Origin of the sequence: Bacillus sp. N447-1, assembly GCF_022701035.1 — a bacterium.
Classification (GTDB): domain Bacteria; phylum Bacillota; class Bacilli; order Bacillales; family Bacillaceae_G; genus Bacillus_A; species Bacillus_A cereus.
Genome location: NZ_CP065509.1, coordinates 204,217 through 217,860 on the forward strand (window position 1 = coordinate 204,217; position 13,644 = coordinate 217,860).

Here is a 13,644-nt window from a genome sequence, read left to right on the forward strand (position 1 = left end):
ATATGGATATAGCAAATAAAATGGAAGTTATATTAAATGAAAGAAAAAAATTAAATTTGAATGATGACTATGGGATACAAAAAGTTGGAATGAAATAATAGAAGTTCTCTCAGAAAATGAGGGAAATACTATAAGATATTTAGAGAACTGTAGTAAAGAAGAGTTATATTGGATAAGTGAAGTTTTGGAAGATATAGTAGAAATTATACAAAGTAAAGAACTAATTAATTGCTTAAGAAAATTAGATGGAAAATTTCCAGAATTAGAAATGACAAATGATATTGATATTGCAGAAAGTTATATAGAAAATCCTTAAATTAAAGGAATAGTTGGTGTGCTTAAGTATAGAACCATGGGATATAATGATACTTTCTTGAAATTCATAGATCATGATGGTTGTACCATCATAGAGTGTTATGTGCAATGATAGAAAATAGAAAACGAGGTACGAGCTTAGGCGAGATGACATTTTACTGTACGACGAATATTAAAGACTTGGAATGGGAAAAATTTACAAATTTATGCTACTTAAAAATATATGAACTTAAAGCACTTGGTTGTCTATTTGAGACAATAAGTGCTTTTTTAATTGAAAGGTAAGCTATAAATTTATCGAAATTATTTTTATGAATTAAAACTAACAGAATATGCACATAGGCTTCAATTGCAGGTATATAGTTTGTTTTTCAATGTCAAAAAACATTAATAAAAACAGGGCAAAATTATTAAATAGCCGGGTCCATTGTAGAAATGTTTGAAGGTATCTCGCTCATAGGCGAATCTAATTTCTTAACTATCGTGGCAGAAGTAGGAACTGGTGGGTTAGCATCACCAATTGTTATTCCATTAGATATAGCAGCAACAGCTGCTGGGGCTAGTCTTTTTGCACATGGTGGATTTGTTTGGAATAAATCGATTCAAAATACTAAGGATACTATTCAAAAAATCCAGTCTTCTGGTGGAGGTAAGGGTGCGAGTAATCGAATACCTTCTTATGGAAAAGATTCAGTACCTAAAGGTCTATACCGTGAAGTAAATGGTTATCCAATAAAAGTGAAAGCAGGAGCTCAAGAGAAGCATATTCCCGATACACCGAACTATAAAAAAGAATTAGCAAATGGAAAAAATAAGAGCATTTTCTATGGAGATAATAAAATAGCGCAAGAATTGCTTGATAAGTTCGCCGGGAAAGGTGAACTATTAAAAAACGGTAGAGAAAGAGTAGACTTTGGTGAGCCAATAGGAAAATATTATGACCGCAATACTGGTGAATACTATGAGACTACTAAAGGGTTGATCCATTATGGAAAAGATGGCGCTCATATAGTACCATCAAGACCATAAAAATCATAAGAAAAGAGGATGCAAATGGGGTACGATTCTTTAATTGGAACATTAATAAATTATGAACATAGTGACATGATACTAGAATGGAAAAGTGGATTGAGGATTATTGGAGAACTAGATACAGTTTTTGAAACAGACAATGGACTAGATGAGGATGATATAAATTATACAGAATATGATGCAGCTGTATTTAGAGTAAATAATATTTTATCTCGACCTAATACAAACGAAGGTACTGTATATAATTGGTTAAAACAAGAAAAAAGTTCATTGGTTGAAATTTCTCTCTATGATGATCCGCCAAGTGCAGTGTTTTTAACTGACGGAAAAAGAGTATGGGAAAGAAAAATGTGTAAATAATAGGTGGCATTTAAACTGTTACCTTATTAGTCAAATTAGATCTAGTTAATTTTGATATATGGTTTTTAAAGGAATCAGAACAGGCTACTAACATATACTCTGGTATGAAGAAAAGATATCCTAATCGTAAGCTGATTCCTTTTGCTAAAAGAGTTGATAATGATGATACTGCATGTTTTGAAATCGGCAAAGGAAGTAAAGTTCAACTTATTCATGATTTTGCTTCTGAAGGCTTTGAACAAAGAAAAGATAAGCATCCTATTATTTTAGAAGTTAATACTGAAAAAGCTAGAGAAGAAGGCGTTAAATTTTATTTAGGAAATGAAAAAGTTTGGTTAGCAGATGAGATTCCTAGTGAGTTTATCGCAATTAATAAGAATTAATTGAATCTATTCTACTAGCTTATGAAGGCAGGAAAAATTTTTTCTTTAGGATATATTTGAATGAACCATGTTATCTGTCTTAAAATAAACAAATAAATGGCGAGTTACTTATGGAAAATAATCAACAAGAGAGACTTCACATTTGAGGTCTCTTTTGTTGATTTAAATTGAAAATTATTATTTGAGCGAATGCACTTTCGTACCTTGCATTTCACAGGCACATAGGCTTCAATTGATGCTATATAGTATGTTTTTCAATGTCAAAAAACATTAAAAAAACAGGGCAAAATTATTAAATAGCCGGGTCCATTCTAGAAATGTTTGAAGGTATCTCGCTCATAGGCGGATCTAATTTCTTAACTATCGTGGCAGAAGTAGGAACTGGTGGGTTAGCATCACCAATTGTTATTCCATTAGATATAGCAGCAACAGCTACTGGGGCAAGTCTTTTTGTACATGGTAGATTTATTTGGAATAAATCGATTCAAAATACTAAGGATACTATTCAAGAAATCCAGTCTTCTGGTGGGGGTAAGGGTACAGGTGTTGATGGTCAGGGAGCCAGTGTAGCAGGGAACATTGGAAAAAATGATAAACTAGCAAGTCAAGGGCATGTTGATGCTGGCGTTTCAGGTGCTCCAAAAGTTGATGCAGGAAAACAGGGTAAACATGTTCCTGGTCATGGGAATAATGTCTCAACCAAATCGCAGTGGGGAGGAGGCAAAAATGGAGTAGTAGAGACACAAGAAGCATGGGTGAAAGGAACACCAGTAAAGCCAGACGGAAGTGTTAGAGTGCATGATTTTGGAAAGCCAATAGGTCCAAATGGAGAAACGAGGGTAAAGGTTCATATGGATGGTAAAGGAAATATACATGGGTACCCTGTACAATAAAGGAGAATAATTATGAGTGATGAGATACTAAAAGTTGTTAATAAATTATATAAACAAGGTGATTTCCAATATGTTTTGGGGAAATTTGTTGATAAACATTTTTGGGATGGAGAAATTAATAAAATATCAAATATAAACGTTGATAATATTACTGATTTTAGTTATTCAACATGTTTTTCTTACATTCTTCTACCACTAGATGTGAAATTTCGTTTTGGTAGTGTAGAATTCAGTGAGTACGTTCGGAAGCAATCAGAAATTAATTGTGTAATGCTAATGATTTCGGCAATCGCGCCATATGCAGTGGTTAAATATTTAAGATATAGATATACTAATGGTACAATCGAGCTAGTTGAAGAGTCCTCGCCATACAATGATGAATCTAAGAAAATAGGAAGTAGTATTTTAAAATTATTAGATAGTAACGGAATAAAGAATCTTGATAAAGAAACGTTAAGTATTGAAGTGGAGGATGTTTCGTTAGAGTTAAAGGAAACAGGTGTTACTATATATAATTGTCTATTTGAAGATGAGTATTAAAAGAAACATTAATGATTGTGCAGAAACCAAAGAAGGGATATAAATAATAGAGGTAGATTAGTAGTTGTTAAGAAGTGATTACAGTTCGAAAATGTAGTCTCATTAAAAAGAGTGACCCTCTTTAGAAAACTTTTATGAGTGTACTCCATAGGGTAAATGTCCGAATATTTGCTAAAAATCGTTACGAAAATTACAATTTATGTAATAGGAAGATGAAAGTTAAAAATTTCTAGGGATAAACCAGTTTCAACACTAGGGCAAGTTAAAGGTGGATGTAGCTTCAGATATTAAAAAGATGAAATTAAAGTATACTGTGAAGAACAAGGATTGTACTCGATGTATATTTTTAGAGATAAAGAAATTAATTGCGCAAAAATGAATGAAGAAGCATCAGAAATAGACAGGGTGGGCTTGCGAGAAATGTGGGCTCACCTTTCGTCTGTTCAAATTGATTATGTGGTGGTGCTAAACTAAGTAAAACTAAAGATGGAAGACAAATGTCAAATGATTGGTTGAATGGTGCGAAGACCCGAAAAAGTAGAATATTGAAGGCAGTTGATGGAGATGCAAAATTAGCATCAAAGATTACGAAAGCATTACAAGATCAGGAAGTTGAGAGAGTGTTATCAAAGGTTGATAGTAGTGGAAATGTGAAAACATTTAGAATAGATGCAAAGGGAGACATAATTGGAGAATGGCCATAATTTAAGGAACTAGGAGGAATTGAATAGTATGAGAGATCCTTTATGTATAGAAGAAAAATGTAGAGAAGGAATAGAATATAATAAAGAGTTTATTGAGGAAAATAGAGAGGAGATTAAAAGTTTTGAAGAAGATGAAAGGAATGGTATTCAAAGAAAGGCTAAAGATAATAAAAGTCTTATAGAAGGAAGGTATCTATTAAATTTTAATTATGAGTTAGAGGATATTAACGCAAAATATTCCCTAGGAGAAGCTATCCATACAATAGAAGGAGATTTTGACAAAGCTCTTATTGATTTGAGGCATATAGGGGAAAATGAAGTTGGATATTTAAATCTAATTTGGATGATATCTCTAGGGATTTTATTAGAAACAGATAAAAAGAATCTTGTAAGTTTAGCCAAGCTAGTTGAGAAGGAAAATATGAACGACGCAGTAATCGATTTCCTCTTATGCGCTAGTGATATCGGATACACAAAAATGACGAATGTTTATTTTAAAGAAAATCCATATGCAAAAACGAGAGAGATTATAGAACTTGCACAAACAGATAAAAAAGAAGCGTCTAAAAGATTACAAACGTATATGGAGAAAGAATGGTTTAGAGGCCATTATGATTATGAATGGAAAAATGCACATAAAGAACCTGGATATGTGGGGTATTGGAGCTTTGAGACAGCTGCAATAGTAAAGATACTCGGACTTGATGATACAAGTTTAAAAGATAATAATCATTATCCATATGATTTGGCACATTATAAAAATGAAATGAAATTCAAGCATATAGACCTAAGTGAATATCACTATGAAGATGAGACAGAAGAAATAGAGGATATAGTAGAAGGAATTGAACATAATCCTGCATTGGAAAATATTATTCCGCCAAAATGGCATTCATTGGTCAATGAATTAATACATGATTATGAGAATATGGATGATAGTAGTTTTTATGAAAAATACAAAAAAACAATAGGAATAGGTCAAGTGTGGTTCTTACCACAAGAGTATGAAGAAGAAAATGAGCAAAAAAATCTATTAGGAAGTTTAATTGTGTTTGCCCTGACGGTAAGAGATTATATATTACAACTGGACTATAAAGACGATTTAGAAGACTACATTGATAATCTTAAAAATTTCTGGAATGTTTCAGAAACAAAGTTAGTTCAATTTATATTAGAAAATGATCAAAATTATTATGCATGGGTACCAAAAGAAGCAAGCATCCCAAATATGTATGAAGTGAAGATTGAGAGTGTCGATGTACAGGAAGTTCTATAACGAACAAATCGAAATGGTTTTTATTATATGTAATATTAGAATGCATTTTACTAGTTAATTGAAAACAATGTATGCGTGGGAGTAAAAAGGATGTATTGTTACTAAAAATTAGAGGGAAAGAAGGCTGTTGGATTGAGTTAAGCACCTCATTGTCAATATACGACAATAGGTGCTTTTTTGCGTGCAATGAAGAAAAAATAAAAGATTCATTTTCACTCTATTTCATCTTCGAATTACATGTTATAATTTGGAAAAAGTATATTCTTAATTTTTAGATAATTAAAAGGTGGTAGATACTATATGAGTACATTAAAGAAAATTACTAATAATATTTCGAAGGTTATTATAGGAAAAGACGAATCGATAGAACTAGCAGCCATTGCTCTAATAGCAAGAGGACACATTTTATTAGAGGATGTACCTGGGACAGGAAAAACAACATTAGCGAAAAGTTTGGCTAAAAGTGTGGACGCTAAATTTCAAAGAATACAATTTACAGCGGATACTTTGCCTGGAGATGTTATTGGCCTTGAATATTTTGATGTGAAGGAATCGGATTTTAAAACGAGGTTAGGACCCATTTTTGCAAATATCGTATTAGTGGATGAAATTAATCGAGCTGTACCGAGAACACAATCTTCGTTACTTGAGGTTATGGAAGAGCGTACTGTTACAATTGCGAAACAGACACATTCATTACCAGACCCTTTTTTAGTTATAGCAACGCAAAATCCACTCGAATCAGCGGGCACATTTCCTTTACCAGATGCTCAGTTAGACCGGTTTTTACTCACAATACGCCAAGGTTATCCTACGAGAGAAGCTGAAAAGGAAATGATGAATCGGCTTCAAATGAATGATCCGTTAGAAACGTTACATTCTATTATTTCAAGTGAAGAAATTATTGCGATGCAAAAGCGTGCAAGAGAAGTGTTAGTAGGGAATGATGTGCAAGATTATCTCCTTGAAATTATTGAAGCAACTCGTAACCATGAGTTAATTGAAATTGGTGTAAGCCCTCGGGGAACGTTGGCATTTATGAGAGCAATTCAAGCACGGGCAATATTAAATGAAAGAGATTACTGTACGCCAGATGATATTAAGACGCTGGCTGCATCCGTTTGTGCTCATCGTTTAACGTTAACAATTGAGGGAGAGATGAAAACGACGAAAGAACAAATTATGAAAGAAATTCTTCATACGATTAGTGTGCCAGTGGAGAATGTACGATGAATCAACAGCTTGTGTATACACCTTTAGCGGAGCCTTTCGTAATGGGGGTTATGTCAGTTGTAGCCGTTATTTTAAGTGTATTTTCAAGTAATCTACTGTTTTTATCTCTCGTATTTTTATATGTAATTTTAATAGGTGCTATGCATGTATATATACGTAAAGTATCTCGTGTTGAATGGGAATACAGTCAAGGGAATTCGAATGTTTTTATAGGTGAAACGAATATGTGCAAAATGAAAATTTCAAACAAGTCGATATTTCCTATTCTTAATATCGTATTTCGATTTAAATGTGAAAATAAGCTAACTTGGAATCATGATGAAATAAACAAAAATCATAGTACAGGTTCAAATTATTATATGAATTTTAATTTAAAAGGAAGGGAGTCAGTTTCATTTGATTTGCAAGCTGTAGCGTTAAAAAGAGGCATCGCGAAATGGGAAGAAGTTGAAATTGTTATTACTGATCTCTTTGGATTTATAACGAACCATATAACATATAAACAAGTTGATACGCCCTCTTATTTAGTCTTACCAGCTGTTCCGAAAATACAAGTTCCTGAATTACAAGAATGGTCACGAGGATTTCGAAAAGCGATGTCTTCACCCTTATATGATGAAACGAAAGTAATGGGAGTAAAGTCTTATGAAAATGAAGATTTTCGTTCCATCCACTGGAGTGCAACAGCGAAAACAGGGACGATAATTGCGAAAAAGTATGAGCGAACACAATGTGATAAATACGCGATTTATCTCAACTTGCAAAATAAAAGTGGTGTTTCTTTGCGAAATGATATAGAGGAACTAATTGAATTAACAGCAGGTATATGCAAACAACTTCTTATGCAAAACTGTTCGTTTGAAGTATGGATCAATAGTGTAAAAGATAACGGTTTGCTACATATAAAAAATGGGGATAATCGGAAACATTTGCAAAATGTATTAAGGGTACTTGCCTCGATATCAGACCAAGATACGCCTATATCTTCTTCTTACTTTTACACAGCAGGCTTTCGTCGAAAGGAACTGGATGCGGTTCCTTTAATTATTGGTACTTCACCAAAGAAATACAGTAGAACGAATAAATGGATTGTAATGAAAGAATAAGAAGGGGCTTATGTCATGGTGAATAAAAAGCGACATATGAAAGTGAAGTTATGGAGTGTGAGAACTTTAATCATACTTTTCTTTGCGATTAGTGCGATAACGTTATCACAAGGTATTGTGTATGTACAAGACATAGTAAAAGAGCGTTTTTTCAGTAAGACTAAGACAATATCGGAAAGAAATTATGACTTTACTAGTATAGGTGAAAATTTTGATGATTCCAAAATAGATGAAGATGAATATGAAGAAGTAAAAGATACGGGTATAAGAACGAAAACGGGTAAAAAATTTCAACCTTTCGAAAGAGAAAGTCTATGGAGTGACGTGCTTTCTGTTCTTTCAAATGTATGGATTACTATAGTTTTTTATGTGATAATCGCAATATTAATTATATATGCCATCTACAAGTATATTAGGAACAAATTGATGAGAACAGAAATAGTACAGGAGAAAGAATCGATCACAAAGCAAACTGCGGTAAGAAGCATAAAGAATGAAAAAGTCATTCATCAGTTAGAACGGCCGTTACCGACAGATAAGATAAGAAAAACGTTAGTTGAATGGGAAAGAACATTACCATTTCATGAACAGAGAAGGTCCTATGAAACGATACAACAATGGTTAAAAAGAATTTGTAGAACAAGGGATATTATCTCGTTATATGAGTCTGTTCGTTATGGTGAAAAGACGTATACGGATTTAGATGTGGAAGAAATAATGAAGTGGGTAGAGGGAGACGGGAAGGTGGATACATAAATATCCACCTTTTCTATTTTTATACGGAAATTTGATTAACATGAATTATTTTCTTATATGAAACCGTCTTCAAATAGGTAAACAAAATTAACTTTATTTACTTATACTTCATTACATGTTAACCTATACTTAATTTTTATAAATTATAATTAATTTTGATTTTTAAGGGTGTGAAAATGTAATGAAATCGGTATTAAAAGCATACTTATTTCCTTTGTTTTTCAGCAGTAGGTATGTGTTGGTTACTGTACGTATTATTCAAAGGAGACGGAGACTGGTTATTGTCTTGGATAGGTGTATTAATGGCATATTTATCTTTATATACTTTAATAGATTTATATTGTAAAAATACATACGATAAAAAATAAATAAATGGCTTATAAAAACATCGGTGACTAGTTTTAGTTTTGCTGTATTAGGAATCTCATTTTGTATCATACATGAGCTATTAACACCGTGGAGTCTTAGTTTAATGGTGTGGTATTGGTTGCTAATGTTAGTATTATTTTTAACAACTATAATATCATTAATCAGTTTAGTATTTGTTAATCGTAAAAATCACAATTTCACCGTTGGATATAGAATGCTCATACTTCTAAATATATTTCTTACACTAGGACCAGTATTATGGCCGCTATTACTTTCTATTATTGGAAATGGTATGAATGCTAGTGCGGGCTGGTAAAAGGAATATAAATTAGTTGTGTAAAGAATAGGATGAAAAGTTGATATAGAATTTTAAATGTTTAAGAGAACATGTTTACATAAAAAATGAAAACATGTTCTCTTTTTATTTGCATGCATAACTCTTCCTCAGTTTACCGTATTTAAATTTAAACGTAAGTATTTCGTAAGGAATGGATAAGAAAAAAGAGAGATTTATCATATAGGATGAAAGTATAGCTTGAATCAATCCGATATTAATGGAGGAGAGAAAGCCTTATGAAAAAATGTAATTCAATTAAGTTAGCAAGTTTTGCAGTTTTATTAGCGGGTACTGTTCTATTCACACCTGGTTTTACTGTGACTGCAGAGTCAACTCAAAATATTTCTAGTTCGTCACAAGTACATGATCAAAAGAATCGTAATGGCTGGAAACAAGTAATGCAGGAAACAGTACAGCTTGGTGCTGTAGGAATATTAGCTAAGGCGTCTAACAACGGAAAAACTAGTAGTTTTACTGCTGGCGTGGCGGACTTAAGTACAAAGAAACCGGTGAATTCGGATTATCGCTTTCGGATTGGTAGTGTGACGAAGACGTTTACTGCGACGACTGTGCTTCAATTAGTAGGAGAAAATCGCTTACAACTTGACGATCCAATTGAAAAGTGGCTACCGGGTCTCGTGCAAGGAAATGGGTATGATGGTAATCAAATTACGATACGACAACTTTTGAATCATACGAGTGGTATCGCTGAATACTTAAAGTCAAAAGACGCGGACATAATGAATTCGAAAAAAACGTATACAGCAGAAGAAATAGTGAAAATAGGCCTTTCGCTGCCTCCAGATTTCTCGCCGGGTAAAGATTGGTTGTATTCAAACACAGGATACGTAATACTAGGAATGCTTATTGAAAAAATAACTGGAAATAGTTATGCGGAAGAAATCGAAAAGCGAATTATTGAACCTTTGGATCTATCAAATACGTTTTTACCAGGAAATTCACCCGTCATCCCAGGAAAGAATCATGCTCGTGGATATGTGAAAATGGAAGGGACAGGCGAGTTCAAAGATATTACGTATTATAATCCGAGTTTAGCTAATGCAGCTGGAGATATGATTTCTAATGCGGATGACTTAAATAAGTTCTTTTCATCTTTACTTGGTGGTAAGTTACTGAAGGAACGCGAGCTAAAAGAAATGCTTACTACAGTTCCTATAGAAGGCAAAGGGGTTGGTGACGCATACGGTCTTGGAATCTATGAGACTAAACTTCCAAACGGTGTTTCAGTTTGGGGGCATGGAGGAGGAATTCCTGGATTTGCAACTTTTGCTGGGGGAGTAATTGGAGGCAAACATACATTAGCTATCAGTCTTAACTCAATAGGTGGGGTCGATATTGTTCCACAGTTAAATAAAATGATGCAAATTGAATTTAATAAATAGATGAAAAGAAAATGAATAGAATTTTGTTATAGTTGTATTTAAAAGAGGTGCTTTTTTAAGTTCGCAACTATGGACAGTAGTTGCATTTATGATATGACATCAAGTGTATTCCAAAGTGAAAATCAATCTTAATGCTTACGACAAAATAAAAAGGATGTCAGTTACATGACATTCTTTTTATTTTGGATAAAAGAGGTATGTATATAGTTCTGAAAATTGTTATTTTTAAATTTTTACATATAATGAAGGGTATAGGGGCACCAATAGGGAGTTATGAATGGAAAATACTTTAGTTAGTTAAATATTACTCGTTTTAATCAAAATAATTATGAGTTGATTTGGAGTTGAATACAATGGGGAAAAATCATTATAAATGGAGTAATAAACAATTACGAGAACATGTTGAAGTACTAGATGGTAAGAGAAGCACACACATATTTTTAAAGAATGCAACATATTTAAATTCTTATATGCGCGAGTGGATGACAGCGAATATTTGGATATATAATGATCGAATTGTATACGTAGGGGAGCAGCTGCCAGAGCAATTAACGGAGTGTGAAGTTGTTGATTGCGAAGGAAAGTATGTCGTACCCGGTTACATAGAACCACATGCACATCCGTATCAGTTGTATAACCCAGAGACGCTAGCGAATCATGCGATGCAGTTTGGGACAACAACTTTTATTAATGATAATTTAACTTTATTTTTCACATTAAAGCGTGAAGAAGCATTTCGTTTATTAGATGAATTCAATAAGATTCCAGCAAGTATGTATTGGTGGTGCCGTTTTGATGGACAGACTGAATTGCAAAACGGAGAATCTTTGTTTAATCGTGAAGAAATAATAGAGTGGCTGCAGCATGAAGCGGTTCTTCAAGGCGGCGAGCTAACAGCATGGCCAAAACTATTACATGGCGATGATGAAATGTTAACTTGGGTGCAGGAAACGAAGCGATTGCAAAAGAAAGTAGAAGGACATTTTCCGGGTGCATCTGAAACGACTTTAGCGAAGTTAAAACTGTTAGGTACAGATTGTGATCATGAAGCGATGACAGGGCAGGAAGTTTTCACTCGTCTTATGCAAGGTTACACTGTTTCCCTAAGAAATTCTTCAATCCGCCCAGATTTAGAAGTTTTACTGAAAGAATTGTTGGAACTAGGCGTAAAGCAGTTTGATAGATTCTTTTTTACAACAGACGGCTCACATCCTTCGTTTTATGAGAATGGAATGACAAACGTTATGATTTCTACCGCGATAAAACAAGGAGTGCCAGTAATAGATGCATACGATATGGCAAGTTATAATATTGCTCGCTATTATAATATGGAACATGTACATGGTTCGATTGCGACAGGTAGAATTGCTAATATCAATATTTTAGAAAGTAAAGAAAACCCAGTACCAATCAGTGTCCTTGCAAAGGGGAAATGGGTGAAGCGTGACGGTGTAAATACACATGAAGCATTACATATAGACTGGAGTAAACATAAAGTAACTCTATTATTATTAGATTGGTCAATAGAAAAAGAGGATATGATTTTCTCTAATAAAACGGGGATACACTTATTAAACAACGTTATTACAAAACCATACACTAGTGAAATTAATATAGACTGTGATGAATTGTCCACAGATCATGATGAATGTTTCTTTATGATGATTGCTCGTGATGGCAGTTGGCAAGTGAATATAGCTGTGAAAGGTTTTGCGAAAGAACTAGGTGGGCTTGCTAGCTCTTATTCTGGTACAGGTGACATCATTCTTATCGGAAAAAGAAAAGAAGATATGCTCACAGCTTTTCGTAGAGTAAAAGAGCTCGGTGGTGGAATGGTCGTAGCAGAAAACAATGAAGTGTTACACGAAATAGCATTACCATTGCTCGGGATTATGTCTAATTTAAAAATGAGAGAATTAATACAGGAAGAGAAACAGATGGTGAAATTACTACAAGAGCGTGGCTACGCGCATGATGATCCAGCATTTACAATTTTATTCTTTTCTGCGACGCACTTGCCTTTTATACGAGTAACACCTATAGGATTATATGATGTGAAAAGTAGTAAGGTAGTTGCCCCGCCCGTGAATTTGATAAAGCAATATTAAAAGGAAAGATCCTATAAAAATTTTATAGGATCTTTCTCATTATTAGCATAAGAATATTGTAAGCCTCAAATGATATAGTATCTAAATCATTTGAGGTGATATGTAAATATGAAAAAAATATTTTACATTTTAAGCGTATTTATTCTGTGTGTATCGATACAACACGTTGTACATTCCCAATCAGATGCACCAGAATTATCTTCGGATTGTCTCGAAGAAAGAAAAGTTAGAGATGAAAAGCATGTGAAGAATATAATACAGGACATTAAATCCACATTTAATTTAAATATTGATGAACATAGTTTTTGGGAAGTAAGTAAAAGAAATCTGGAGGCTGCTCATTTGATGTATGGTGGAAAGGAAAATGATTCTTATTATAATTCGCTAACTAAAATTTATGATAGTGGTGGATTTAGCGAACAGCCCAGCTTATTTGTGAGGGCACAAGAAGCATTTTTACTTTATAAAGAAAAAGATAATATCAATGTAATGAAACGCCTAAAACTAGACGTTGAAAAAGGGGAATGGCTCGTTATAAAAACGAAAAAGAAGAAAGGGAAAAAAGTGAAATTCAAGCTGTTGCAATGTGAAAAAGATTATATGAAAAAGAGAAATGAATAACAAAATACTTATTCATACTGTTTTTATTCAACGATATTTTGCTGTTGATGTGAAATAGAAAAGGTAAACGAACATATTAGCTTTATGGAATATGTTTGTTTACCTTTTTGAGAGATTTAATAATTGGGGATTATTTACTGGCTAATGAACTTATAATATTCAATGAATTTGTTCTTCATAAACATTAGATTTTGTGTCAAATGATTTA

Annotated in this window: 12 protein-coding genes and 3 pseudogenes; all 15 read left to right on the forward strand. The window is 33.3% G+C overall.

Annotated elements, in window-relative coordinates; all coding sequences use genetic code 11:
- Positions 1–2 precede the first annotated feature (2 nt).
- A pseudogene (locus IQ781_RS00960) lies at positions 3–316 on the forward strand (hypothetical protein).
- A gap of 413 nt (positions 317–729) precedes the next feature.
- Positions 730–1,344, forward strand: a pseudogene (locus tag IQ781_RS28380) (polymorphic toxin type 50 domain-containing protein); the annotation flags it as partial.
- Between the two features lie 24 nt (positions 1,345–1,368).
- Positions 1,369–1,707 (forward strand): hypothetical protein, encoded by a 339-nt coding sequence (locus IQ781_RS00970; protein ID WP_000540189.1) that lies wholly within the window; start codon positions 1,369–1,371, stop codon positions 1,705–1,707.
- Positions 1,708–1,763: 56 nt separating this feature from the next.
- Positions 1,764–2,090 (forward strand): RNA 2'-phosphotransferase family protein, encoded by a 327-nt coding sequence (locus IQ781_RS00975; protein WP_336458635.1) that lies wholly within the window; start codon positions 1,764–1,766, stop codon positions 2,088–2,090.
- 317 nt (positions 2,091–2,407) lie between these two features.
- The gene (locus tag IQ781_RS00980; protein WP_013142011.1) at positions 2,408–2,983 is read left to right on the forward strand and encodes a hypothetical protein; all 576 of its coding nucleotides are present in this window, start codon (positions 2,408–2,410) and stop codon (positions 2,981–2,983) included.
- Positions 2,984–2,995: 12 nt separating this feature from the next.
- Entirely contained in the window at positions 2,996–3,523 is a 528-nt protein-coding gene (locus tag IQ781_RS00985) for a hypothetical protein (RefSeq protein WP_001278748.1), read from the forward strand.
- A 497-nt stretch (positions 3,524–4,020) separates the two neighbouring features.
- Positions 4,021–4,227: a hypothetical protein gene (locus IQ781_RS00990; protein WP_000063993.1), complete on the forward strand. Its 207-nt coding sequence runs from the start codon at positions 4,021–4,023 to the stop codon at positions 4,225–4,227.
- A gap of 28 nt (positions 4,228–4,255) precedes the next feature.
- Entirely contained in the window at positions 4,256–5,503 is a 1,248-nt protein-coding gene (locus IQ781_RS00995; protein WP_001205551.1) for a PoNi-like cognate immunity protein, read from the forward strand.
- 300 nt (positions 5,504–5,803) lie between these two features.
- The gene (locus tag IQ781_RS01000) at positions 5,804–6,736 is read left to right on the forward strand and encodes an AAA family ATPase (RefSeq protein ID WP_000105657.1); all 933 of its coding nucleotides are present in this window, start codon (positions 5,804–5,806) and stop codon (positions 6,734–6,736) included.
- Positions 6,733–7,842: a DUF58 domain-containing protein gene (locus IQ781_RS01005; RefSeq protein ID WP_001075941.1), complete on the forward strand. Its 1,110-nt coding sequence runs from the start codon at positions 6,733–6,735 to the stop codon at positions 7,840–7,842. Before IQ781_RS01000 ends, IQ781_RS01005 begins: the two co-directional genes overlap by 4 nt.
- A 15-nt stretch (positions 7,843–7,857) precedes the next feature.
- A complete protein-coding gene (locus tag IQ781_RS01010) occupies positions 7,858–8,598 on the forward strand; it encodes a hypothetical protein (RefSeq protein WP_000247497.1) in 741 nt (246 codons plus the stop codon).
- 186 nt (positions 8,599–8,784) lie between these two features.
- A pseudogene (locus IQ781_RS01015) lies at positions 8,785–9,283 on the forward strand (DUF3902 family protein).
- Between the two features lie 257 nt (positions 9,284–9,540).
- Entirely contained in the window at positions 9,541–10,707 is a 1,167-nt protein-coding gene (locus tag IQ781_RS01020; protein ID WP_000710640.1) for a serine hydrolase domain-containing protein, read from the forward strand.
- 353 nt (positions 10,708–11,060) lie between these two features.
- Positions 11,061–12,815 (forward strand): adenine deaminase, encoded by a 1,755-nt coding sequence (locus IQ781_RS01025; RefSeq protein WP_139847201.1) that lies wholly within the window; start codon positions 11,061–11,063, stop codon positions 12,813–12,815.
- A gap of 108 nt (positions 12,816–12,923) precedes the next feature.
- Positions 12,924–13,436: a hypothetical protein gene (locus IQ781_RS01030; RefSeq protein ID WP_000719375.1), complete on the forward strand. Its 513-nt coding sequence runs from the start codon at positions 12,924–12,926 to the stop codon at positions 13,434–13,436.
- Positions 13,437–13,644 lie beyond the last annotated feature (208 nt).

Bases quoted from the DNA above. Each gene is read 5' to 3' on its own strand.
- IQ781_RS00980 (WP_013142011.1), top strand. From the start codon at position 2,408: ATGTTTGAAGGTATCTCGCTCATAGGCGGATCTAATTTCTTAACTATC.
- IQ781_RS01025 (WP_139847201.1), top strand. From the start codon at position 11,061: ATGGGGAAAAATCATTATAAATGGAGTAATAAACAATTACGAGAACAT.
- IQ781_RS01000 (WP_000105657.1), top strand. From the start codon at position 5,804: ATGAGTACATTAAAGAAAATTACTAATAATATTTCGAAGGTTATTATA.
- IQ781_RS00995 (WP_001205551.1), top strand. From the start codon at position 4,256: ATGAGAGATCCTTTATGTATAGAAGAAAAATGTAGAGAAGGAATAGAA.
- IQ781_RS01010 (WP_000247497.1), top strand. From the start codon at position 7,858: ATGGTGAATAAAAAGCGACATATGAAAGTGAAGTTATGGAGTGTGAGA.
- IQ781_RS01030 (WP_000719375.1), top strand. From the start codon at position 12,924: ATGAAAAAAATATTTTACATTTTAAGCGTATTTATTCTGTGTGTATCG.
- IQ781_RS00970 (WP_000540189.1), top strand. From the start codon at position 1,369: ATGGGGTACGATTCTTTAATTGGAACATTAATAAATTATGAACATAGT.
- IQ781_RS01020 (WP_000710640.1), top strand. From the start codon at position 9,541: ATGAAAAAATGTAATTCAATTAAGTTAGCAAGTTTTGCAGTTTTATTA.
- IQ781_RS00990 (WP_000063993.1), top strand. From the start codon at position 4,021: ATGTCAAATGATTGGTTGAATGGTGCGAAGACCCGAAAAAGTAGAATA.
- IQ781_RS01005 (WP_001075941.1), top strand. From the start codon at position 6,733: ATGAATCAACAGCTTGTGTATACACCTTTAGCGGAGCCTTTCGTAATG.
- IQ781_RS00985 (WP_001278748.1), top strand. From the start codon at position 2,996: ATGAGTGATGAGATACTAAAAGTTGTTAATAAATTATATAAACAAGGT.